Annotated in this window: 13 protein-coding genes and 1 pseudogene; all 14 read right to left on the reverse strand. The window is 37.7% G+C overall.

Features of this window, described 5'->3' with window-relative positions:
- Positions 1–25: 25 nt before the first annotated feature.
- The 14 genes and pseudogenes from addA to gyrB all read right to left on the reverse strand — a co-directional run bounded on the left by addA (position 26) and on the right by gyrB (position 25,492).
- Positions 26–3,499, reverse strand: a complete 3,474-nt coding sequence (gene addA, locus ABID39_RS00985; protein WP_354185134.1) for a double-strand break repair helicase AddA — start codon at positions 3,497–3,499, stop codon at positions 26–28.
- The gene (gene addB / locus ABID39_RS00990) at positions 3,496–6,612 is read right to left on the reverse strand and encodes a double-strand break repair protein AddB (RefSeq protein WP_354185136.1); all 3,117 of its coding nucleotides are present in this window, start codon (positions 6,610–6,612) and stop codon (positions 3,496–3,498) included. Before addB ends, addA begins: the two co-directional genes overlap by 4 nt.
- 243 nt (positions 6,613–6,855) lie before the next feature.
- Positions 6,856–7,043, reverse strand: a pseudogene (locus ABID39_RS00995) (hypothetical protein); the annotation flags it as partial.
- Positions 7,044–7,685: 642 nt separating this feature from the next.
- A complete protein-coding gene (gene tsaE, locus ABID39_RS01000) occupies positions 7,686–9,176 on the reverse strand; it encodes a tRNA (adenosine(37)-N6)-threonylcarbamoyltransferase complex ATPase subunit type 1 TsaE (protein WP_354185138.1) in 1,491 nt (496 codons plus the stop codon).
- 47 nt (positions 9,177–9,223) lie between these two features.
- Positions 9,224–11,689, reverse strand: coding sequence for a PAS domain-containing sensor histidine kinase (locus ABID39_RS01005; protein ID WP_354185140.1), 2,466 nt, complete (start codon positions 11,687–11,689; stop codon positions 9,224–9,226).
- A gap of 37 nt (positions 11,690–11,726) precedes the next feature.
- On the reverse strand, positions 11,727–13,124 hold the full coding sequence (ahcY, locus tag ABID39_RS01010) for an adenosylhomocysteinase (RefSeq protein ID WP_354185142.1): 1,398 nt from the start codon (positions 13,122–13,124) through the stop codon (positions 11,727–11,729).
- A 994-nt stretch (positions 13,125–14,118) separates the two neighbouring features.
- Complete coding sequence (locus tag ABID39_RS01015) at positions 14,119–15,117, reverse strand: complex I NDUFA9 subunit family protein (RefSeq protein WP_354185144.1); 999 nt, start codon at positions 15,115–15,117, stop codon at positions 14,119–14,121.
- A 43-nt stretch (positions 15,118–15,160) separates the two neighbouring features.
- Positions 15,161–16,480 (reverse strand): bifunctional folylpolyglutamate synthase/dihydrofolate synthase, encoded by a 1,320-nt coding sequence (locus tag ABID39_RS01020; RefSeq protein WP_354185146.1) that lies wholly within the window; start codon positions 16,478–16,480, stop codon positions 15,161–15,163.
- A 4-nt stretch (positions 16,481–16,484) separates the two neighbouring features.
- On the reverse strand, positions 16,485–17,405 hold the full coding sequence (gene accD / locus ABID39_RS01025) for an acetyl-CoA carboxylase, carboxyltransferase subunit beta (protein ID WP_354185148.1): 921 nt from the start codon (positions 17,403–17,405) through the stop codon (positions 16,485–16,487).
- 624 nt (positions 17,406–18,029) lie between these two features.
- Positions 18,030–18,755, reverse strand: a complete 726-nt coding sequence (locus tag ABID39_RS01030; RefSeq protein WP_354185150.1) for a sulfate transporter family protein — start codon at positions 18,753–18,755, stop codon at positions 18,030–18,032.
- A gap of 349 nt (positions 18,756–19,104) precedes the next feature.
- Positions 19,105–20,502: a bifunctional phosphopantothenoylcysteine decarboxylase/phosphopantothenate--cysteine ligase CoaBC gene (gene coaBC, locus ABID39_RS01035; protein WP_354185152.1), complete on the reverse strand. Its 1,398-nt coding sequence runs from the start codon at positions 20,500–20,502 to the stop codon at positions 19,105–19,107.
- Between the two features lie 70 nt (positions 20,503–20,572).
- A complete protein-coding gene (ubiB, locus tag ABID39_RS01040; protein WP_354185154.1) occupies positions 20,573–22,159 on the reverse strand; it encodes a 2-polyprenylphenol 6-hydroxylase in 1,587 nt (528 codons plus the stop codon).
- Positions 22,160–22,161: 2 nt separating this feature from the next.
- On the reverse strand, positions 22,162–22,944 hold the full coding sequence (gene ubiE, locus ABID39_RS01045; RefSeq protein WP_354185156.1) for a bifunctional demethylmenaquinone methyltransferase/2-methoxy-6-polyprenyl-1,4-benzoquinol methylase UbiE: 783 nt from the start codon (positions 22,942–22,944) through the stop codon (positions 22,162–22,164).
- 115 nt (positions 22,945–23,059) lie between these two features.
- Entirely contained in the window at positions 23,060–25,492 is a 2,433-nt protein-coding gene (gyrB, locus tag ABID39_RS01050) for a DNA topoisomerase (ATP-hydrolyzing) subunit B (protein WP_354185158.1), read from the reverse strand.
- Positions 25,493–26,071 lie beyond the last annotated feature (579 nt).

Here is a 26,071-nt window from a genome sequence, read left to right on the forward strand (position 1 = left end):
TTTATGAGGAAAATTTCTGAACTTATTAAGCAATTTCATCAAGAAGTGCATCGAGTTTTTCTGGAAGAAGTTTGAAAACTTTGATTTCTTTGCTGTATGCAATAAGAGCCTGAATGTCTTTGTCAGGATAGATAGTTTGCAACAATTTTCGATAAAGAGCCATTTGCAGCAAATAGTGTGGCGCAATAGCAGCTTGATCTTCTGGCGGTGTTCCAGTTTTAAAATCAGCAAAAATAACGCTATCTTGAGTGATGTATAGACGATCAATTTGACCGGAAACCGTTTGTTTTTTTCCACGAATTTTTACAATACCCGTCAAAGAAACTTCAGCACGTGAGTGTTCAGAGAAGAGGGGTTTAAGGTAAGAATGATCTAGGATTTGCCAAACATGACGCAGTGCATTTTCTTTTTGATCTTCATTCCAGTGAGAGGCTTTGGTATCGAGATAATGTCGTGCGTAATCTCGACGTTTTCGAGGGGGACAATTGGGGAGATATTGTAGTAACCTGTGAACAATATTACCATATTCGATAAAAAAGGCTCTCTTGGTGTTTGTTTCTCCCAAGACAGGTGAAATGCTAAGATATTTTGTCTGAGAGGAAATTTCACTATCAGCTTCAATAGAAAGACTAGCAACGGAAGGGTTCAACGGTTTTGGTAGGGCTTGTTCTTCTGGTACTTTACGGGAGAAAAAGTCAGGTAAAGGTGGAAGTATTTGGTCTTTAGCACAAGATATTTCTTGGTCTATAGGCATAGAAGAAGAAGGTGTGATGCAATAGCGCCAAGCCGCAATATCTTCTGCAGGACCTTTTATAGCAACCATATGCGGTGTAAGAGCTTTCTTTACCAATTGTAACCATGTGTCAGAGAAGATTTTTTTACCACTGTATCCGCAGATAAATAATCTGTCTTCAGCGCGTGTCATTCCTACATAGAGAAGGCGTTTATACTCTTCTTCAGCGCGCTCCTTTAAATGCGAAAGAGCTTTTTCAGAAGTGGGGATGTCAAATTTTTCATTAGGACGCCAAATAAAACCTTGTTGATCGTTCGATTGTGTATTGTGTAAAGGAACTTTAAGCAAATGAGGCGCATGTGCAGAATGCCAAATAGCACTGCCTGGATCAACCAAAAATACAACAGCAGCTTCTAGTCCTTTAGCAGCATGAACAGTCATGATGCGAACTTCTTCATGGTTTTGATCAAATTCTCGTTTAATTTCTGGTTCGCTTACACTGAGTGTTTCTAAAAAGGCTTGTAATCCTGGTAAACCAGTTTTTTGAATAGACAATGTATAGTCCATGAAAGCATCGAGCACATCATTTGCTTCAGATCCTAGACGCGCTAAAATTTTTTGTCGTCCCTTATCATTATTCAGAATATGGCTATAGAATTCAAATACTGGTATTTTATCTACTAGAGTGCGATAATAGCTTAGTTTTTCAAAGGCATATTTAAAAGATGCACAAGATGATGCGTGCGTACAAAGGTTTTTCCAAAGCGAGTCAGTACGGTAGGCTGCAAGCTGAAAAAGTTCCTCTTCCGTGAGCGCGAAAAGTGGACTTTTTAAAACACAAGCAAGAGAAAGATCATCTTGTGGTTGCAAGATAAAACGGGCAAGCGCCATGAGATCACGGATGCTCATATGATTGATAAGCTGTAAACGGTCAGCACCAGCGACAGGAATATCGCGTTGTTTAAGTGCACGAGAAAGCGTCGAGGCAAATTGATCACGCTTACGGACCAAAATCATAATATCACTGGCACGCAAAAAACGTCCTTTTGTGGGAAGTGTTTCTCCTTTGTGTAACCAGTTAGCGATAGTTTCAGCAATCTTTTCTGCCAAAAGCATTGCTGGAGTATCTAAATGATCAACAGCGGTATGCCAATCATCAGGCAATTCGTTTATTTCTTTGGAAATGGCATCCCATAAAATAACTTCACCTGGACTGTGAACACGAATAGCTTCATGCACTGTTTTTGTATTTTCTGCTGACAATCCTTTATAATTTTTTGGTGTTTCAAAAACAAGATCCACACTTTTAAGGACATCAGGTGTAGAGCGAAAAGAATAATGTAATTGTACTTTTTCAAATTTTTGTTTTGCTTGTTTTGCTTTTGTTTGAATAATTCGTCCATTAGCAGCAAAATTTTCTGGTGCAGCACCTTGAAAAGAATAGATAGACTGTTTTTCATCTCCAACAGCAAAAAGCGTGCGTGTATTCGTACGTTGACCATGCCCAGTGAAAAATTCTTGTGCTAAAAGTTGAATAATTTGCCACTGCTTGGGGTTAGTATCTTGTGCTTCATCAAGCAAAATATGATCAAGACCACGATCAAGTTTATAATGCACCCATTGGCTTGCTCCTTTACGCTGTAATAAATAAAGTGTGCGTTCAATAAGATCATCAAAATCGAATAAACCATTGGCTTTTTTTAAATTTGCATAGATTTTAAGATATAAGGCACAAAGTTGAAAAGCAGCCACATTAAGTGTCATAATTTTTAGGCATTGATATTTTTTGAAAAGAACAGAAAGCTGGCTTTGTTTTTCTTCAATAATTGGTTGAATAAAAGGCCAAATATCATCTGATTTTTTACAAGAGAAACGTGCAAAACTACGAGGTTCTCCTGTGTTTTTAAAATAAATATCAGAAATAATGTTGATAATCTTTGTTTCATCAGTCGTATTTTCTAATGGAGCAAATTTATTGATCATCTCTTTAAGACTTTTATTGCCATAGGTTTGGCAATGTTTAAAAGCGTAAAGAGGCAGATGAGCAGTTTGTTGAATTTTTTCCAGAAGATGTTGGCTTGTGTCATCGGGCGCTAAATTAAAGAGCGCACGCAATTTCTGTTCTCCATTTTCTGAATGAAGAGAAGACAAAAAATTCGACAGTTCATGTTGTTTTTCAGTGGTTTCATACAGCAATTGGTTAAAATTATGTTCACCAATAACTTCAAGTAACTGCTTCAAAGCAGATTGTGCATCGTTATACTCTAAAAGTTGACAACGCGCTTCTTGTAATAATTTTTTTCGACGGATATCGTCGATCATTTCAAAATGTCCTGCAATATTGGCTTCGAGCATAAACTGATGCAAAAGAGATTCACAAAATGCGTGGATAGTTTGAATTTTTAAGCCTCCAGGTGTTTCAAGGGCACGAGCAAAGAGTTGACGTGCATAAGCCAATTTTTGTGCGTTGATGGGCTTATTTTCAAGCTGCGATAAGGTTTTTAGAAGCTGTGTATCATCGAGTTCATTCCAACTAGAAAGTGTGCGAAAAATTCGCGATTGCATAACGGCAGCGGCAGCTTTTGTGTAAGTGAGGCATAAAATACGTGCTGGAGGGGTACCATTTAAAAGCAAACGAATAACACGTTCGCTTAAAACGTGGGTTTTTCCAGAGCCTGCATTTGCAGAAACCCAAACATTTGTTTTTGGATGTGTTGCCGTTGCTTGTGCCTCAAGGGCTGCTTCAGGAATAGAAAAAAGAGTCATGATTGTTCTGCTTGGTGAAGGCTGTTGGACCATTCCCATAAGCGTGCCAGATGGTCATAATCACCTTCATATTGTGTTTTTATGGGGATGGCATGTGAAAGATAGCCTTGTTGCGGATTTTGATAATATTCCATTAATGCGATAAGATATTTCCATGCTTTTTTACCAAGGTCCATTACACTTTGGTCATCTTTTTCTCTTTTCTGTAAAAAAATGGATTGGGAAATGATTTTACCTTTTTTATTGAGGGGAATATAAAACAAATTTGAGGGCATCAGATCTTGAAAGTCTATAAATGCGCCTTGCATCAGCAAAGCTGTTTCCAATGCCAATTGTGGAAATAATAAGCTGTGAACTTGTTTTGATGAGGGGGGAGAGCTGATTTTAAAATCAATAATTTCAACCATTTTATCTGGCAAAACATCAATACGGTCAGCACGTCCTGCGAGGGTTACACCTGTGGTTCCTATAGGTATTTTGTGTGATACGACTTCGCTATATCGTTCTCGAGGACTTAAACTTTTTTCCCATTGAATAAAAAACGGAGCAAAATGTTCAAAATTGTTCCACCAGATTGCTTTAACATCTGTAGGTAAATTGCATTTATCAAATTCTTGACGTCCAATATTTAAGAGGACATTTAATGCATTTGCGGCGTTTGGATTTTTTACTTGTTTACAAAAAGCAGCAAGAATAGAGTGGTAAAGTATTCCGCGCTCAGTAGCGTTAGGATTACGAATGAGGGGCTTAAGCGGTTTGAGACGCAAGATTTTTTTTGCATAAATGGCATAAGGATCATACCGTAATGTTGCTATTTCAGTGACCGAAAAATGACGTGGACGCATTTTCAGAGGCGGTACAGGGCAAGGGCGCTGCACACATGCAGTTGTGTTTGTGTTGTCAATCATTTTCGCCCAATGAAGTAATATTTCACCTCGTGTACGGATTTGTTTCCAAACCTGTTTTCCTATAACTGTTTCCAAGCGTTGTAACCAGCGTGAAGGAAGAGAAGGAACGTGATTAACTCGCAGTGCTCTGCTCATAACCACTTTATCCATTCCCATAGCCCACTGAAAATCATGCGCAGAAAGACCGATACGCTGTTCAGGTGGTTCAAGAGTTAACATCATTTTCATTGGTCGCGATAAAAAGGCGTCATTGCGGGTTGTAATAGGCCAAGATCCTTCATTGAGCCCACCGATAACCACGGTATCAACCGTTTGCAAGCGCGATTCCAAAGCCCCCCAGATGAATAAGCGTGGATGTCCTCCGGGTGAGGGGGTAACGGAACGGGTTGCCATCAGAGCTAAAAACATAGCAGGCCATTCGCAAAGATGAAATTTGAGTCCTGATTGGTCACTGACCAATTCACGCAAAAAAGTTAGGAGAGCTTGTCCCGCTTCATCTTGATAAAGATGGGCAAGAGAATTGTTTTCATCACGCCCGAAATTTTCAAAAACTTCAACTGTTGCCGCCGCAGCTTCATTGATGGTGCATTCCTTTACTTGTTTCATAAGAGACGCTAAAGGTTCGACAGCTTTAACCAAAAGCTGACAAAGAAGATGTGCTTCTTCACTCTTTTGTTGATCAAAGGTGCTGATGTTAGTATTTTGGAAACGTATTTTCATCCATTTTTCAAAAAATTGGTCACATTCGCAAAGATTCACACTGCCCGTGTTTCCGCGAAGAACAAAAATCTCAAAATTTTCTGCCATTTCGCGTAAATGATGACGGCTGTGTTTAAGCGTTGTGAGGGGGTGTTTGAGCAGAGAAAGAAAAGCAATAGGGTCATAAGGTTGAAATACATTTTCTAAAATAAGTCGTAAAAGGGTTGCAGGGAGTGTTTGTGCAAGAGGTATGCCACCTGAATCATTTGCTTCAATTCCAAAACGCTGTAATTCCGCGGAAACACGACGTGCTAAATTACGGTCATTTGTAATAAGAGCTGCAGTTTTTTGAGGTTCTTCAATAGCATTGCGTAAAGCAACAGCGATGGTAAGTGCTTCTTCGCGTTCGTTTATAGCTTCGATGAATGACCAATTTGTGCAAATATTTTCGTAATCATCACGTATAATTCGTGCCCACTTGTCTGTTGTAGAAGTTGGTCTGAATGCTTCTGATACAAGAGCTGCCCGTTTTTTCTTTATTGCGCTTTGTTGACCAATTTCGCACACATGCATGCGGTGACATTTCATGAGAGAAAGAAGTTTTTTTAAATGGTATTGGGGATGACTAAAAACGTTAGCAGCATGATCAAAAGAATCATCATTTGTTTTTTCATTCATTGTGTCTAATGCCTCCCATTGTTCTTCATCCATGTGAAGATCAAGACCTGGAAGAACAACAGCTCCTTTGGGAAGAGTCGCAATAACCTTTAAGAGGTGAGAAACTGCGGGAATGGAGCCTGACACACCAGCGACAATGATGGGTTTATTTGGCTGTGTGTGGTGTAAAATTTCGGCGTGCATTTTGAGTACTTGATTGCGCCATTCAGCTGGATTGTTACGTTGTCTTTCTTGTAAGATTTGTGGCCAGTTTTGTGTGACAATAGTAAGAAAACTGAGTGTGATTTGCCACCATTCAGCTACTGTATCTGGTGCAATTTCTTTAAGTTTTGACCAATCTGCTGACTCTGTTTCAATTTCATCCATCAAATTTGCTAGATTTTGAGCAAGCCAAATTGCATCAGCAGTATGAGCAGGAATAAGGACATCTTCTTTACCAAACATGGCATGCAAATGAGCTGGTAAATTTTCACGCCAAGGGCGAATAAGACGTGCTAAAAGCAGAAGGCGTTCAATTTCTCCAAGTGGTGGGTTCAGAGTATTCGTATAGTGTTCAGCAAAAAAGATACTGTCTTCGTTAACATCTCCTAAAGGGCAAATGATTGGCAAGAAGGTTGATTTTTTATCATCTCTTTCAGCAAAGGCTATACGTAGAGCGCGCGCAGCGCGACGTGTTGGCACATAAATGAGAGTATCCGCAAGGACTGTTTGGATATCTCCGCTGGATGCAAAATCATGAATAAGAGCACCTGAGAATAGTGCATCAACAAAACATGGTAGAAAAGCAGTTCCTGGGGAGATAGAAAAAACACGTGGGTTCTGGGGCATGTGATCTCATTTGATGTGCATGGAAAATATTCCATTTATTGATTATCTGCATTGTTTATACTGTATACAATTTTTATACAGGAGAAAAAATAATTTTATGCAAAGAAAAATGAAAAAACGCTATTTGCACAATAGATTTTTTATGAAACAAATATTGAAATATATTACAAAATTTAAGTAATCATATCAAAATAGAAAGAAAATTCCTGAGACAATTCAACAAAAGAAATGCTTTACTAAATCTAAAGCATCCAAACCTATTTCACGACGGGGCCCGTGAAGGGTATTATAACGGTAAATCCATTGAGCACCTCCATCTTTACGTTTGTGAAGAAGCAAGCTGGCACTATCGTTATATTTGCTAGCCTCCCAAATTTGCTAGCTCCCGATGTTGCGGCAGCCCTTGCATTAAGATGGTTCATAAGAGTCATTTTTAGTCCTTTCTTATACAAATTTTATCCACACACTCATCCCGCTTGTGATGTGCAAGCGAATGGTTTTGATTGATTCAAGATAAGCAGGTTTGAAATAAGGGAATCTTACGTTATTCGGGGATCTAATTCAATATGAATAACTATAAATTATCATTATAAATCAATGCTTTGAATGCTTATCGCATGTCTTATCATTTGCAGAAAAATGATATCCGTGACGTTGTAATATTTGAGCAATTAATTTCGTAAAGAATATTTGTTAATTTTCACAAAAAGTTTAAAAAAATACAGGTGGATTCAATTTATTTTCATATTTTATAATAAAAATGAATTACTTTGATGTCTTGCAAGGCAGAGGATGATGTTACGGTACTAATCACCATCCTTATGTTTAAAAGTGTAAGCTAGCATGATCATTGTTTTGTCAGTTGCTAATATTTCTCTTATATTGGAACGATTTATAGAAGGTAATTGTCTTGTTTTTGAAGTGTTTTTTTACACACTAATCCATGTTGGTAATGTGCAAAAGAATATTTTCTTTTGATTCATCATAAAGGGATTAAAATGAAAAAATCTGATTCAAAGTTCTCATTCAATTTACACAATCATAAGTTATCATCGTTAATCAAAATATAGCATCTATTTCTTTACAAGGATTCCTATTTCTTGATAAAAATTTTGTAGAGGTGCAAGAATAGGGTGTGCGAGATTCCGAGCAAGATAATCCTGAAGATGGAGTAGATGTTTAAGGTAAGATGATTTTCCATCACGCTGATGGAGTCGTACGAAAATCCCTAAAATTTTTGAAACCCGTTGAGCGCCTGCAAATGCATAGAGTTTACGCAACTCATCTTCATCAAAAGGTCGCGGTGCTTTATGACGTGCATTGCAATAGGTATCAAGAATTTTTGTTTCGAGGGTCGGTGGGATAAATACGCGTGCATCTTGCGCTAAAGATACAAGGTCATAGGCTGTTGGACCTTTTAAACCATCTTGAAAATCAAGAAGACCAATGCGGGCCATTCCTTTTTTATCTTTGCGCCAAAGAATATTAGGAGAATGATAATCACGCATAACAAAGGTATTTTCTCCTTGGACAAGGCTATCGAGATAGGGCTGCCAACAGTTAAAAAATGCATTACGTTGTTCCTGATTCAAGCTTTTTTGTGTTTGAAAGGGAATATACCAATCCAGAAATAAGGAGAGTTCTGATTGTAGAGTTTGGCAATCATAGGAGGGAATTTGAAGCAAAAATGTTGTAAATTGTTTTTCTGAAGGCCATGATTTTTGGTGAAAAGCAGCCAGCAATTGGCTACAGGCAATATAACGCTCTTCTAGCGGATTGCCTGTTTGATCTAAAAGTCCTTCACGTCCGAAATCTTCTAAAATTACAAGACCCTTTTCAAAATCTGTGACAAAAATGTGAGGAGCAGAAAATCCATTGTCTAAAATGAGCTGATTAATTCCGATAAATTGACGGATATCTTTTGCAAGACGTGCCGTCGTTATGTAAGAAAGATCTGTGTTTTGTGCTATTTGCATAGTTGGCGCATCCATAAGAACTTCCTTATGATGTCCATCATCCAGAAGTTCATATATGCGTGCAGAGGCATCACCTGCCAAAAAATGACGATGGACATGACCGCGTTTATGGGTTTTTAAAAATGTGCGAATTGCAAACGATCGCTGAAGACGTTCTGTAGAATGTTGTGATGATGTAAGAGTGATATGACGCCCAGAGCCTTCATATCGTAAGGTGAGTGCAAAGGTAACAGTCCCTAAAAGATCTTCAGCTTTTTCCGGCCATTCAATAAGCAAAATGCTTTGTTCACGCGCTTCATGAAGCCCTAATTCATCAATTTCTTCTGCCATAGAAAGGCGGTAAAGGTCAGCATGAATAATTTCCAATTGCGGAAGTTGATAACTTTGGGCAAGAGTAAAAGTAGGACTTGGAACATCCATAGTATTATCATTGGCAAGTGTATGGATGATTGTACGTGCGATGGTTGATTTTCCCACTCCAAGATCACCTTGTAATGTTACAAGATCACTTGGCTTTAAAGCGAGGGCTAAATCCTGTGCAAAAAGCTTTGTTGCTTCTTCATTTTCGAGAAAAAAACTAAAATTCATTAACGATTCCATGACTGAAGGAAATTCTGTTATAAGAAAGAACGAGATTAAAGAACTTTATCTCCTTTAGAAATTGGGAAAAAACACTTAACTGTTGTTCCTTGTCCGGTGCCGGTAAGAATTTCAACATGTCCACCGTGAAGTTCAACAAAGCTTTTCACAAGGGAAAGACCAAGCCCTGCTCCTGCTCGTCCACCATGATGCGAATGGGAAGAAAAACGTTTAAAAATGCGGTCAAGAATATCTTTAGGAATATCAGATCCCTCATTATAGACACTGAAAACAATATGTTCAGCTTCTTCGTCGGCACAAAATTCAATGATACTTGCTTCTGTTGCAAAATTAATAGCATTGCTCAAAACATTAACGAAGATTTGATGTAAACGTGTTGCATCAGCAGAAATAAAATTTAAGGATGGAGAAATTTGCTGTAAAAGCGTAATATAACGCCCGTTAAGGCGCTCTTCTACGCGTGTTACTGCCTGTATCATTGCATCAGTAATGTTAACAGGCTTTATATCAAGTTCCATGATACCCGCATCAAGGGTTGCAAGGTCAAGAATATCATTAACAATATTTAAAAGAGTGTTTGATTCCGAGTGAATATGTTCGAGATATTCTTTTTGGCGTTTATTGATAGACCCAAAAATTTGATCACGTAAAAGATCAGAAAATCCAATAATATTGGTGAGAGGTGTACGCAATTCATAGGAAACATGTTGCACAAATTCATTCCGCAGACGATCAGCACTTTCTAAGGCTGCATTTCTTTCTTGAAGGGCACGTGCAACATGAACGGAATCTGTGACATTTAGGAAAGTAAGCATTGTCTGCCCATCGGGAAGTGGTGCAAGTGTGTAATCGATGATCATTTCATTGACAAGATCTATACGACCTGAATATGTGTCGCGTTTTTCGGCAAAGCCTGTAATAAATTGGGTAAATTGGTCCCATTCTTTTCTCAAAGTTAGGGCTGAACAATGGTTTTGTAATTGGGTAATATGAGTACCCTCTACTAATAAATTAGAGGGAAGAGACCATAATTTAGATAAGGCTGGATTGGATAAACGGAGACGTCCGTCAGTGCCAAAGACCACTACTCCTTCTGAAAGTTTATCAAGAGTTTCGCCTTGTATTTTAATGAGTGTATTATAACGTCGTTCAAGATCAATTTTTTCAGTAAGATTTTCATAAAGCCAAGTGACACCTCCTTGTGGGTGAGGGGTAGAAATGACACGTACCGTACGTCCATCTGGAAGGTTCCAAATTTGTTGATTTGATTCTGTTTGCCGATAGGCGTTAAAAAGCTTTTCTTTCCATGCACGCCAATCAGGATGTTCAGCAATGAGTCCTTTTTCACGCAAACGTTCAAGAAACAATGTATGGCTCGGTTCACTTTCTAGAAAAGAACTCTCTAATGGCCATAAAATTTTAAAAGCATGGTTGCAGAATTTTAATTTTTGGTTGGTATCAAAAATTGCTACAGCTGTTGATATTTGATCAAGTGTTTCACAATGGTTTTGAAGAATGCGTCTCAATTCATTGGTAAGATTTTCATATGCGCTATCATCGCGGGCAAACGCTGCCATTCCTTCTTCTGTTGTAATCCGTGTGAGATGAAAATTGTGCCGTTCTCCATCAATGACTGTATGCATATGTTCTTGAAAAAATGTTTCTGTTTCCTCTGTTTTGCGTTGTGTTGTTTCATTGAAAAGATCGTAGACTTCATTACTGCCTTCTCGAAAGCGTGTCATTTCTCTGAAGGCACGATTAGCAAAACAAATGTCTCCTTTATCATCACGTATCCATACAGGTTCTTGAATGCGATCAAGAAGATTACGCTGCATTCTGAGCTCGATAAGAATTTTGGCAATATCTTTTTGTAAACGTGCATTTTCGCTTTGCTGTGTTGAGATATCTTGAAAGCGCGCAATGGCTACTGTTCCGGCAATAACCCCTGTAACTTGTAATAGCATATTGTTTATAGTGGTGATGGAAAGCTCAAAAGGATGAGATTTATAACGCAATTGCGTTAATGCGTAATCAAGTTCTCGCAGAGAATTTTTCTCAATCCAAAGCTCAAAATGTTGCAAATCTTGCTGAGAAATTTCTGTTTTTTGTAAAGTGGGAAGATGCCCAACAACACGAGGAGATTCGGTTGGTTTTTCCCAAATGAGAAGGATTTGCCCTGTTTCTTCTAGAAGCCACTCATAATATTTAAGTTTTTCAGAAAAGTCTGTTTGCATGGCTTGCAGAGGTTTGCGTGAAGTTTTTTTAGCACGCATAATAACTGCCACACACGTAAGAAGGGAGGCACAAGAAACTCCTCCGCAAAGTGCTAAAAGAAGCCATGGACCATCTGGTAAATTGAAGATAAACGGTAAATGTGTTTCCCATGATTGTGCAACAACGTATGTAGGGGAAAAAAGGGAAAGAAGGCAAAAAAGATACGTACAAATCCGGATCATTTTTTGAGCTTTTTCTTTGGGGTCATGATCACCAAAGCTTAGCACGGCACCTTTTCCTTTTTTTTTAACCCAAGGAAACATATTAGTAACGATAATGATTTGGTTTATAAGGTCCTTGTGGTGTAACTCCAATATAAGCAGCTTGTTCTTCTGATAATACGCTTAATTTTATTCCTAGCCGATCAAGGTGAAGGCGCGCAACTTTTTCATCAAGATACTTCGGCAAAACGGTCACTTCATTTTTATAATGTTCTGAACGCGTAAAGAGTTCAATTTGCGCTAGAACTTGGTTAGTAAACGAGGCAGACATGACAAAAGAGGGATGTCCTGTAGCATTTCCAAGATTAAGTAAACGCCCTTCAGAAAGCAAAATAACACGTTTTCCATCAGGAAAGGTGATCATGTCAACCTGTGGTTTAATATTTGTCCATGGTAAATTTCTAAGAGCTGCTACTTGTATTTCATTATCAAAATGGCCAATATTTCCAAGAATACACATGTCTTTAACTTGTCGCATATGGTCTAAGCGAACAATATCTTTATTGCCTGTTGCTGTGATGATAATATCGGCACTGGAGGCGGCATCATCTAAATCCACGACTTCATAGCCATCCATAGCTGCTTGAAGGGCGCAGATTGGATCAATCTCTGTTACTTGGACGCGAGCACCAGCACCTGAAAGAGAGGCCGCTGAACCTTTCCCTACATCACCGTAACCACAAACAATGGCAACTTTCCCAGCCATCATTATATCTGTTGCACGTCGAATACCGTCGACCAATGATTCTTTACAGCCATATTTATTATCAAATTTCGACTTCGTAACACTATCATTGACATTAATGGCAGGAAAAGGCAAAAAGCCTTCTTTTTGCAATTGATAAAGGCGGTTTACACCTGTTGTCGTTTCTTCGCTCACACCTTTGATTGCTGCATGTTGGCGTGTGAAAAAACCTGGTGTTGCATCCATACGTTTTTGGATTTGTTTAAAAAAGAATTCTTCTTCTTTTGTTTTGGGGTGTGATAATATATCTTTATTTGTTTCTGCACGACATCCTATCAAAATATAATTTGTCGCATCAGCTCCATCATCTAAGATAAGATTTGAGGGATTGCCATCTGGCCATTGGAAAATAGCATCTATATAAGACCAATATTCTTCAAGTGTTTCGCCTTTGACCGCAAAGACAGGGGTATCAGTGGCTGCAATAGCCGCTGCAGCATGATCTTGCGTGGAAAAAATATTGCTAGAACTCCACCGTACCTCAGCTCCGATCGCTTTCAATGTTTCAATTAAAACAGCTGTTTGGATCGTCATATGTAACGAGCCGGAAATGCGCGCTCCACGCAAAGGCTGGCTTGAGGAAAACTCTTTACGACAAGCCATGAGACCAGGCATTTCTGTTTCGGCAATATCAAGTTCTTTACGTCCATAGGCAGCAAGCGCAATATCTTTGACAACATAATTTGGAGTTGCCATTTTTTTATTCCTTTAAAATCATTTTTTCTCGAACGGTAGGAGAAATTAAAAAAAAATGCAAGTGAATAGAAAGACTTCTTTATATGAAAAATTCTTTTCAAGTTTTTATAAATCTTTGTAATGGTCATATATTGATGTTCGTTGATTTTTAAGTTGATTTTTAAATTGTGAGGAAGGTAGGGTGGTAAGGAAGGTTATGATGAGATTATTTTTTTGAAAAAAGAGCAGGACATGTAAATCTCATTAAGAAAAGGACTTCTTCTTTTTATAAGAAGAAATTAACTCAACAATAAAAAAAACAATGAAATGTGAGCTTTAGCAATTTTCGACGAATCAGCATATAAATCTAATTTTGCCGCATGTTTGAAATAAATATAAGATGAATCAATATATTATAATCTGTATCAAATTTTGTATACTAAATAAGACTCAATCTATTGTGAATATCTTTTGGTTTATTTTTAAAACGAGAACACAGCTTTATCTGGCAAAAACATGAAAGTATAGGATAGATTCTAGGATTTTTAGTTTTTCTTCTCATTTGATTTTACAATTTTCAAAATTCTCTAGAAAAATCTCATTAAACAATGAAGATTATGGATTATCTCACGCTTTTGTATATTGCATTTTTCAACGAGATTTCTTTTATTACTCAAGAAAAACATTTTATAATGTTTCTTGTGAAAATACCATCTTTTTACGTAAAGGATAAGCCATAATCATCATTATATTTAGCATTATCATTTTCTTAGCCCTTAATAGTTATTCACAGTTTTGGCACTGAGATGATTTATGAGAATCATTTTATTTTCTTCTCAATCGATTTTTATCTATATAATGATTCTGTTTGTGACATACATGGGAACATGTTTGAATTGATTCATCATAAAAAGGATTAGAGCTGAGAGAATCTGATGATGTTACAACATGTAAAATGATAATTTGTTGATTATAAATCAATGTCTTATATGCGCAAGACAAGCGATTTTATGCATTAGACAAGCAATTTTTTGGAAAATTGACCTTGTGGACGAAATCGCCAAAGATAATTTGGCAAGATTGCTGCCATTGCTCTAGGAGTGATACCTACTCCTTCTAAAGTATATCTATTTTTTATAGCTTCTTGAGAAACAACATTATCCACTTGCAGAAAGCGTATTTGATTAGAGGTTACGAATGTTGGTACGAGAGGTAATTTACCGATTGTTCCAAAAAAACTTCCCATCAAGAGTCCAATAAAAAGGGGCATAGATAGAGTTGTTTTTTTACGGTGGATGATTTTAAAGATATTTTCAAGGGCATTTTGGAATGTAATGATTTGAGGACCACCAAGATCATAGCTTTTCCCAGAAATAACTTGTCCTTCTAAAGCGCGTAAAACAAATTTAGCGATATCACCAACGTAGACGGGCTGCAATTTATTTTGTCCACCTCCAAAAAGGGGCATGATCGGTAAAAAACAGGACAAGTTTGCTAAAGTGTTAAAGAAACAATCCTCTGGTCCAAAGATAACGGATGGGCGCATAATAATTGCTTGAGGATGTGTGTTCTGAACAATTTGTTCACACAGATATTTAACGTGTGCATAGAGAAAAGAAGCGTTTTGATTGGCAACAAGTGTTGACATATAAATAAGTGGAATGCGAGCTTCCGCTGTCAATTCAGAGATATTTTGTGTACCATCAATTTGTATTTTTTTAAAACTTGATTGGTTTGCTTGTGTTAGGCTGCCAGGAAGAAAAACAGCGCCATCTGCTCCAAGTAATGCACGTGCAATAGAGGCACGATGCTTTACATTGGTTTCAAGCATTTGAGTTTGTCCCACTTCTCCTATTTGGAGCATGTAATAAGCTTTTTGCGGATAACGAACGGCGATGCGAACACGATAACCCCGCTTAGTTAACGTTTCAACGACATGTCTGCCCACAAAACCAGAGCCGCCGAAAACAGTAATAAGTTTAGGATGTTGATAAAGTGCACAATCAAGCTGCATGATTAAAAAGTCTATCTTTCAAAGCTCCACAGATAGTCAATTTTTAACATGGTGGTGTTTTATTGTCACGTAAAATATCTCCGGCAAGATAAAGGGAACCACCAATAAGAACAATAGCATCTTTATGCTCTATGTTAATTTTATGTAAAGCATCTTGTAGATGTGCTTGTGGGGAGGCAAAAAGCCCTATTGTTTTGGCAGATTCAGCTAAAATTGTTGGACAAATACCAGCAGTGTTGTCGGTTAATGGGATTGTGTAGACTTTATCTATGAGGTTTGCTAAAGGACGAAAATAACCAACAGCATCTTTAGTATTGAGCATACCAACGATCATAATAAGAGGACGGTTTGATTTTTTTCTCCATTGAGTAAGTTCTGCCGCAACAATTTTTCCAGCAGCCGGATTATGACCACCATCTAACCATAAATCAATATTAGGAGACAGCTGATTAACCAGATGGCCATGGGTAAGGTGCTGCATCCGTGCTGGCCAGTAAATATTTCGCAAAGCATAACTTATTGTTTGTTCTGAAAGTCGAAAACCTGCTTGATACACTGCTTCAAGGGCAGCTCCAGCATTGGCAATTTGGTGTGTTCCAACAAGATTAGGAAGTGGCAGATCCATAAGACCTTGACTATTTTGAAACACCATACGTCCATGTTCTATATAGCTTTGATAATCTTGATCGAACAGGAAATAAGGTGCTTTATTTTTATCCGCGAGAGCTGTTAAAATAGAAAGAGTTTCATCATGAATTTGCTTACCGATAACCACTGGAGAAGTTGGTTTTATAATGCCTCCTTTTTGAAAAGCTATTTGTGCAATTGTATTTCCAAGAAAAGATTCATGATCATAGTCGATGGGCATAATAAGTGATACAGCTGTCTTATCAATCACGTTGGTAGCATCAAAAAGTCCCCCCAATCCAACTTCTAAAATCACGACATCAGCTGGATACATACTAAACAGCATAAAGGCAGCAGCTGTAAAAATTTCAAAAATAGTAATTGGTTCTTGACGGTTTACTTTTATAACTTTACGAATGATCTCTGCTAATTGGCTTTCTGTAACAAATTGGCCATTTCCTGTTTGCCCTAGTCGACAACGTTCATTCCAATTGACCAAGTGAGGTGAGCTGTATACATGAACACGGTATCCTGCACTTTCCAAAAGAGAACGACAAATAGCTGAAGCTGATCCTTTGCCATTTGTCCCAGAAATATGAATAACGGGTGCAAGCTTTAAATGTGGATTACCAAGACGTTCTAGGAGACGAAGAATACGTTTTAAAGAAAGATCAAATTTCTTTGGATAGCTTTTCAGTAAATCATCCATTATCCTTTGTATTTGGTTTTTTTCCATGAAATTAAGCTGCTTTTGTTGCAGAATGCGACGTTTGAGAACCTGTTGGAGATGGATTGGAAGGATGAGTAGCAGCAGGATATTTCATCATTAAGCGTAAAAGCCGTGCAATGGTAGCTTTCATTTCTAAACGTGATACAACCATATCAATCATGCCATGTTCGAGCAGATATTCACTACTTTGAAAGCCTTCTGGTAAAGTTTCGCGTATTGTTTGTTGAATTACACGTGGTCCTGCAAAACCAATCATAGCACCGGGTTCAGCAATATGGATATCGCCGAGCATAGCATAAGAAGCAGTGACACCACCAGTGGTCGGATTCGTAAGAACAACGATATAGGGAAGTTTTGCTTCTTTTAGCATTTCAATTGCTACTGTTGTACGGGGCATTTGCATTAGTGAAAGTGTTCCTTCTTGCATGCGCGCGCCACCAGAAGCAGCAAAAAGAACCAGAGGACATTTTTCAGCAATGGCAGTATTAAAAGCTTTGATGATTGCTTCTCCTGAAGCCATACCAAGTGATCCTCCCATAAAGGCGAAGTCTTGAACGGTGGCTATAATTGGTAAGCCTTCGATAGTACCGTGTGCACTTAAAATATTATCATCAACCCCAAGTCTGGAACGATAATCTTTTAGTCGATCAATATAGCGTTTTTCATCGCGAAATTTTAAAGGATCAATAACAACTTTTGGATTTTCAAGAGGTGTATAAATACCATCGTCAAAAAAATGCATGAGACGATTTTTGGCACTGATACGCATGTGGTGACCAGAACTAGGGCTCACATATTGGTTCATTTCCAGATCTTTATGGAAAATCATTTCACCATTGATGGGATCCTTGACCCACAGATTATCTGGAATTTCTTGTCGCCTCAATATAGAGTTAATTTTAGGACGAACATAATTAGTAATCCAGTTCATCTTTATAGCCTCTCTTTAAAATATTATACACTTTTTGTACGTTTCGAAAGAATATAGACTTAAATGGTCAGACTCACTTTGCTGGCTAAATAAACGAATTTATTTAATACTTTTGCTATTATACGTATAGCTATCATTCCATTATTCTTTCATTTTTTATTTTTCCAAATATCATAGTAGTTATCTATATTTAGAAGTATTTCGTATCATTAAATCTTTTAGTGATTTTAATAATTCACGTTATCTATGATATCAAAATCTATCTCTCGTGTTGATTGGTAAACACTTCATCTGCTTTTGATAAAAAACGAACATTGAACTATTAATGACAATTATGCGAGCTTTAAGCATAAAAAAACACAACCGTAAACCTCAACAAGGCTATAACAGTCTACAAAACAATAGATGCAGTAGCGTTATGTTAGCGAAATGCTAGTGTTAGAGCAAGATTTTTTGGTGTTAGATCAAGATTTTTTTCAAGGGTAATTTCTGATGAAAGAAAGAAAAATGGTCTTTTAAAAGGAGTAAAATATCTCCTATTGTTGTTTCTAAAAAACCGATCACTAGTGGGTTTTTATGGCTTTCTAAACCATAATTGGCAATATTTTCAGGTTGAGTCTGGTGTTATGATTGGTTGTGTGGAATACGTGCGGTGGTGTTTTGTGAAAGCATCTTGTGTAAGTGTGTCATAAAGGCAGCTGCGAAAAGCGGTGTAGCTAAATTAAGAATGGGAATTGAAACGAAAATTGCAATCAACAATCCTGCACCAAAAACCGTTGTGTAATGAGTATATAAAAAAGCATGCGCTTCTTTTTCAGGTCGAAAACGGTAGGCAGAAAACACAAAATATTCACGACCAAGCAAGTAGCCATTAATAGCATAAAAGGCAATCAAATTAATGCCTGGTACAAAAAACAAAATAAAAGCGATTCCATTGCCTAAAAGACTTAAAATAACAAATTTCAAGGAGAGAATAAGAGAACGTCCAAAAGGTAGAGCATGTCCAATAGGTTCGTTTGAATAATCTTCTTTTTCGATAATTTCAGCAGCAGAATCAATAAAAAAACTACCAATCATAGCCGTGATAGGTGCAATAAAAAAAGCCATCAACAAAGCTAAGCCAAGATTAAAAACAATAAACATTCCCAGTCCAAACCATCCTAACCAACTAGGTAATCCGGGAAGAAAATAAGAAACCCAAGGCCAAAAATAGGAAATAAAAAGTTGACGCACACATAACCACAGAATGGCGAGTATAATAAAGGTAATACCCAATGCTTTCAATATCATAGTGCGATATTGTGGAGTTATAAGACGTTGTAAAGCGCGGTAGGCAGCAGTAAAAATCATAAATTGTAAATAAGAAAATAAGAATAAAAAACAAGAGACAGATTTAAAGAATACATTCTATATTTATAGAATCACGAGTGTATAATAGCAGATCTATTTATGTAAAAGGGGAAATTGGTAATATATTTGTAAACGAAACAGCCTTCCCATTTTTATCTATCATTAAGACTGTGATATATTTTTCTTGCTAAGTTAATAAACTAAATAAGATGGGTAATAAATAATTTTGTAAACGCAGATATTTTTTATTTTAGCAAAAGAAATCTGTTTTTCATTTTATAGTGTAATTTTTATCGATATGAAATCATCTGAAAAATGTTTGTTTTATTTGAAATAAAAAGTTTTTTGCTTATGCATGGGTAGAAGGATGAGTATCAAAAAATGATACGACAACTTTTGCTAATTTTTGCGCGACTTGTTGTTTACTCATGTGTGGCCACTGTTCAACATTTTCTTTGCTGACAAAATAAACTTGATTTGTATCAGCACCCATAACACTTGTACCATCAGAAAGAAGAGAGACATTATTAGCAAGAATAAAATCTGCTCCTTTTTCTATACATTTTTTTTGCGCATTTACAGTGATATCACAGGTTTCAGCAGCAAAACCAATCACCAATGGCGGGCGGTTTTGAGCATGTCCAATTGTTGCCAAAATGTCAGGATTTTCGATCATATGCAAAGATGGAGGTGTTTCATGAACGCTCTTTTTTATTTTGTATAAAGATTGTGTTTTGCTACGCCAATCACAAACGGCAGCGACAAAAATTGCACCATCTGCGGGCAATGCAGCTTGAACAGCTTGTAACATTTGACATGCTGTTTCAACATGAACAATTTTCATCTCTTGTGGATCGGGAAGCTCAACGGGTCCACAAATAAGTGTTACTTTTGCACCCAAATGAGCAAGAGCTGTTGCAATGGCGTGACCTTGTTTGCCTGAAGAACGATTAGCAATATAGCGCACAGGATCAATAGGTTCATGAGTAGGACCAGAAGTCACAATGAAATGACGATCAGAAAGTGGTTTTTCTTGCGTACCTAAAAGAGTTTCTGCTGCAGCTATAATGGTTAAGGGTTCACTCATACGTCCACAACCTGTTTCATCGCGCTCGGCCATTTTGCCTGTTTCTGGACCTACGATATGTACACCATCTGTGCGTAATTGTGCTATATTGCGAACAGTTGCTGGATGCGTCCACATAGCAGGATTCATGGCAGGTGCGATCAAAAGTGGACAGCGTGCTGCTAAAAGTACACAATCAGCCAGATCATCTCCTATGCCGTTGGCTATTTTTGCAATGCGATTAGCTGTAGCGGGAGCTAAAATAATAAGGTCGGCATTCCGTGCTAACCGAATATGTCCGATATCATGTTCTTCTTCACGCGAAAATAAATCACTATATACAGTACGACCACTCAAAGCTTCCGCTGCTAAAGGCGAAATAAATTTTTCCGCTGATTTTGTCATAATAATGTCTAAGTGTGCTCCTCGTTCTTGCAAACGGCGTATCAGATCAAGTGCTTTATAGGCTGCAATACTGCCTCCAATAATAAGAAGAAGAGACTTTGATTTCAATGATTGCATTTCTATGGTGCTTGCTTGAAAAGATTGTACGATAGGATTCATGGGGTTGCTTAAAAGGCGGCGGGCTTCTTCTTCCATAGAAACACCATTTTGCGCAGCGCGTATGCGCAAAGCTTCTTTAACTTCAGGAGAAAGATTACGAATGGTAATACTAGCCATAAAAAATATCCAATATATGAATTGATTGCAATGATTTCATTATTGGTGTTTTTTTAACATATTAAGAAAATTAGAAAAGATAAAAAAAGAAAAAAGTAAGAGAAAGACAACAAAGAGCGATAACAAAGAGACTATAACGACCATAACAATTGTTGCGACTTTGTTCGGCAGCGAGTTGTTTAAGAGTAGCGGGAGAAAGATTAAATCCTGTTTCCCTCATTTGGTTGAAATCTTCTTCTATACGTTGAAAATTTTGTATCAATTGCGGTGTCTTGCGAGCTAGCGAAAGGAGAGCTTGTGCTCCTTCACTAAAATCTTTTGCTAATCCTGCAGGGCCTAAATTTTTGCTAATCCATTCTCTTACAACAGGTTCAGAAGCTTTCCACATGTTAAAATGAGGATCCAATGTGCGGGCTACGCCTTCGACAACAACCATGGTTTTTTGGAGTAATAAGAGCTCAGGTCGTGTTTGCATATCAAACAATTCAGTGACTTCAAACAACAGCGTCAGCAATTTAGCCATAGAGATACTTTGCGCTGATTGTCCGTGAATTGGTTCACCAATGGCGCGATTGGCTTGAGCAAAGCTTTCAATATTGTGGTGTGAAGGGACATATCCTGCATCAAAATGAGCACGTGCCACCCGATGGTAATCGCGTGTAATAAAGCCATAAAGGATTTCAGCAAGAAAATGTTTTTCTTTTTTGCCGAGTCGTCCTGTAATTCCTAAATCAACAGCAACAATACAGCCTTCTTTGTCTACAAATAAATTACCAGGATGCATATCGGCATGAAAGAAACCATCACGCAATGTATGACGAAGGAAGGATTGGATAAGCGTAATTGCAAGCACTTTCAAATCAAAACCAGCTTCTTTGAGGGCAGAAATTTCTGATATTCTTATACCATCGATCCATTCCATCGTTAAAACATTGCGTCCTGTTCTTTCCCAATCAATTTGTGGAACCCGAAACCCTGCGTCATGTTGAATATTTTCAGCCATTTCTGATATAGCAGCTGCTTCTAACCGTAAATCCATTTCAATACGTGTGGTTTGTGCCAAGGTATCAACCACACAAACGGGGCGCAGTCGTCGAGAAGCGGGTATATAACGTTCTTGTAAATGGGCAAGGAGATAGAAGCTTCTGAGATCTTTAGCAAAACGTGTTCTGATATTAGGGCGGATAACCTTAACAGCACATTTTTTTATATGACCGGTTCCATCATCGTATTCAGCTGGATGAACTTGGGCAATAGAAGCGGCAGCAATAGGTGGGTAAAAGTTTATGAATAAATCATTGACAGAGCGTCCTAGCGAATTTTCAATCTGTGCAATAGCATTGATACAGGAAAATGTTTGGACTCGGTCTTGTAAAAGTGCCAAATCATCCGCAATATCACGTCCAACAATATCGGGCCTTGTAGCAAGAAACTGACCAAGCTTTATGTAAGAGGGTCCAAGTTTATTGATGGCATAAGAAATATTTTCAAATCGCTGTTTTTTTTTCGCTTTGCGCCGCGCTAACATACCTGCTAGACGATAGCATAATTCTGGAAATCCTTGAAGATCATTGTGAGGGAGAGCACTTAACACACCTTCACGTGCAAGAACCCATCCCGCACGCATCAATTGAAAATAAGGGGAAATTTGCACCATTTTTAAATTTTCCAACCTGAATGCAATGCTGCGATCGCACCCGTGAGATTTCGGTACGATACTCGTGAAAAACCTGCGTGATTGATCATATGGGCAAAATCATTTTGCTTAGGAAATTTACGAATAGATTCAACTAAATAACGATAAGCATCACCATCATTTGCAATAATTTGTCCAAGTGTGGGTATGGCATGGAAAGACCAGAGGTCATAAAGTTTGTCAAGCAAAGGCATTTCAACATTTGAAAATTCTAAACATAAGAAACGTCCCCCCGGCTTTAAAACGCGAAAAGCTTCGCTAAGGGCTTTGTTGATATGAGGCACATTGCGGATTCCAAAAGCAATCGTATAAGCGTCAAAGCTTTGGTCTTCAAAAGGTAGATTTTCTGCATTGGCTTCAATAAAATCGATCAGAGGAGCAAGACCATTTTTTTGTGCACGTTTTTTACCGACACCGAGCATTGAGCCATTAATATCGAGGACTGTGGCATGAGCTTTTCGATGTGAAGCATTAAGAATGCGGAAAGCGATATCACCAGTACCTCCAGCAACATCAAGGACTTTCCAATTAGGAAGCGCTGGTGGAGAAAGCCATGCAACCATAGAATTTTTCCACACACGATGTAATCCGAATGATAAAATATCATTCATTTTATCATAGTTTTCAGCGACAGAATGAAACACACCATCAACCATAGATTGTTTTTGTGCTTCATCAATTTTTCTAAAGCCAAAGGAGCGCTCCATACCACCTTTGGTTCCGATACGCTCTGTTTCAGATGTCATGTGTATGACCTTCCTTATTTTTTATCGTAAATGAAATATGGAAAGAATGTTCAAATACGAAAAAACAACGTATAAAACCATGACGTTTATACAGCCGAAAACAAAAAGAGTACCTTTAGATATCAAGATTAGCAACGCTTAAGGCATTGTCTTGAATAAAAATTCGCCGAGGTTCTACTTCATCACCCATTAAACGAGAAAAGAGTGAATCTGCATCGGTTGCGTCATTGATTTTAACTTGTAAAAGAGCACGTGCATCAGGATTAAGAGTTGTTTCCCAAAGCTGTTCAGCATTCATTTCTCCAAGACCTTTATAACGTTGGAGAGTAATGCCTTTTTTACCATTTGTAAAAATGCTTTCTAAGAGACTCATAGGTCCAAAAATGCGCTCTGATTTATCTTTACGGTGTAGAAGTGGTGGAGGGCTATATATTTCTATGAAACTTTTAGAAATACGATCAATTTGGCGGGCATCAACTGAATTGATAAGCCCTGCATCTAGGGTAATAACATCTTTCACTCCACGTAAAATACGTTCAAAACGTAAACTTCCATCTGAAGTGTACTGACCGTTCCATCCACGCTCTATATCATCAGCAATTAAATCAAGACGGCTTGCTACTTTCTCCGCGGTTTCTTGAGCCTTTTCTTGTGTTGAAAGTGCTTCAGAATTAAAAATACCGGCAATTGCTGCTTGTTCAACAACCGTGCGGTCATAGCGTGTATGAAGACCATTTAAAAGTTGGCGCAACATACGAGCATCTTCGGTGAGCTGACGTAAATCAGCACCTGCACGAATTTCACCTGTCGAGAGTTCTAGCCTTGTTTCTTCCAGTCCAGCATCAATCAAAAATTCTTCAAATGCAGCTTCATTTTTAATGTACTGAGAAGACTTACCACGCGTTACCTTGTAAAGGGGTGGTTGAGCAATATAGAGATGTCCGCGTTCAATTAGTTCAGGCATTTGTCTAAAAAAGAAAGTAAGAAGCAGGGTACGAATGTGTGCACCATCAACGTCTGCATCTGTCATAATGATAATTTTATGATAACGCAATTTATCGGGTGAAAACTCATCTTTACCAATGGAAGTTCCAAGAGCAGTAATAAGTGTCCCAATCATATCGGAGGAGAGCATACGATCAAACCGTGCTCGTTCGACATTGAGAATTTTACCGCGTAGGGGCAATATCGCTTGGTTTTGACGTGAACGCCCACTTTTTGCTGAACCACCAGCTGAATCTCCCTCAACAATAAAGATTTCTGATTTTGCTGGATCACGCTCTTGGCAATCGGCAAGTTTTCCAGGAAGAGAAGTGATATCAAGAGCACCTTTCCTGCGCGTAAGCTCACGTGCTTTGCGTGCTGCTTCACGTGCTGTCGCAGCTTCTACTACTTTACTAATAAGAAGCTTTGCTTCATTGGGATGTTCTTCTAGCCATGCTGAAAGACCTTCATTGACTAAATTTTCAACAATAGGGCGCACCTCAGAAGAAACCAATTTATCCTTTGTTTGTGAAGAAAATTTGGGATCTGGAACTTTGACAGAGAGAATAGCTGTGAGTCCTTCACGGCAGTCATCACCAGTTAAATTAACTTTTTCTTTTTTGGCAATTCCCGAAGATTCAGCATAACCATTGATCTGACGTGTTAAAGCACTGCGAAAACCTATTAGGTGGGTTCCACCATCACGCTGAGGAATATTATTGGTAAAACACAAGACCTTCTCATGATAGGAATCATTCCACCACAGGGCAACATCAACACTCATATTATCCTTTTCACTTGTAATATAAATAGGACTATCAAGGAGTGCTTTTTTCGTTTGGTCAATGTATTTAACAAATTCAACGAGACCACCTTCATAATGTAATTTGACGGATTGAACATCAGCATGACGTTCATCAACAAGGAGAATATGTATACCAGAATTTAAAAAAGCGAGTTCTCGCAAACGGCGTTCTAAAGTTTCAAAATCAAACTCAACCATAGTAAAGGTTTCTGGACTTGGCAAAAATCTGATTTCTGTTCCACTTTCTGTATCGCAATCACCAACAACTTTTAAAGGAAAATCAGCGACCCCGTGGGTGAACGATGTTTCATGAATTTTACCATTGCGTTTAATTTTCAGTTTTAGCCAAACCGATAATGCATTAACAACGGAAACACCAACGCCATGTAATCCGCCTGAAATTTTATAAGAATTTTGATCAAATTTTCCACCTGCATGAAGCTGAGTCATAATAACTTCAGCTGCTGAAATACCTTCTGTTGGATGGATATCTGTTGGAATTCCACGTCCATTATCTCGAACCGAGCAAGAACCATCAGCATGGAGTGTAACGTTTACAAGAGTAGCATGACCAGCTAAAGCTTCATCAATAGCATTGTCTACAACCTCATAAACCATATGGTGCAAACCTGAACCATCATCTGTATCGCCGATATACATACCAGGACGTTTGCGCACGGCATCAAGACCTTTAAGAACTTTGATGGAAGCGGCGCCATAGACATCATTCTGTGTTGGTGAAGTTATTTCATCACTCATAAGTTAATCCATTTCTGTATTCAATTTGCGATATTTCATCAATCTTTTTGGAACTTAACATTTTAACCAGTTATTTATGGAATAACCATACTAAACATTTACCGTATATCAGATATATATTCAACATCTGTTGATATATAATCGACAGAAGGTAACTGGATTACACAATTACAGAGATGGTTTTGATACATGTAAATGATATGATGCTGTCACATCCGCGTTTTATATACGGAGAAACACTAAAATAAGTCTGCTAAATTTTTATTTTTGCAATTTGACAATATTTGAGGAAGTATGAGAGTTCTTTAAGCTTAATTATGTAAAGCACGACATATTATGAGTTTTTCATGATAATGAAGAATCTATTTTTATGCTTTTATGAACATTTTTGTAGGATATATGATATTTGTTTTATTTACTTTTGTCGTAATGCTTTAAAACCAGAGATATGAATTTTGCATTATAATTTTTGAGATTACGAATAGTTTTTATAAAATTGTATAGGGATATTAAATCTGTATATAATTTATTCTTTCTAGAAAAATCAGGATATATTTTCTTTAAAACAAAACTTTATAC

The organism is Bartonella japonica, assembly GCF_040545385.1.
Classification (GTDB): domain Bacteria; phylum Pseudomonadota; class Alphaproteobacteria; order Rhizobiales; family Rhizobiaceae; genus Bartonella; species Bartonella japonica.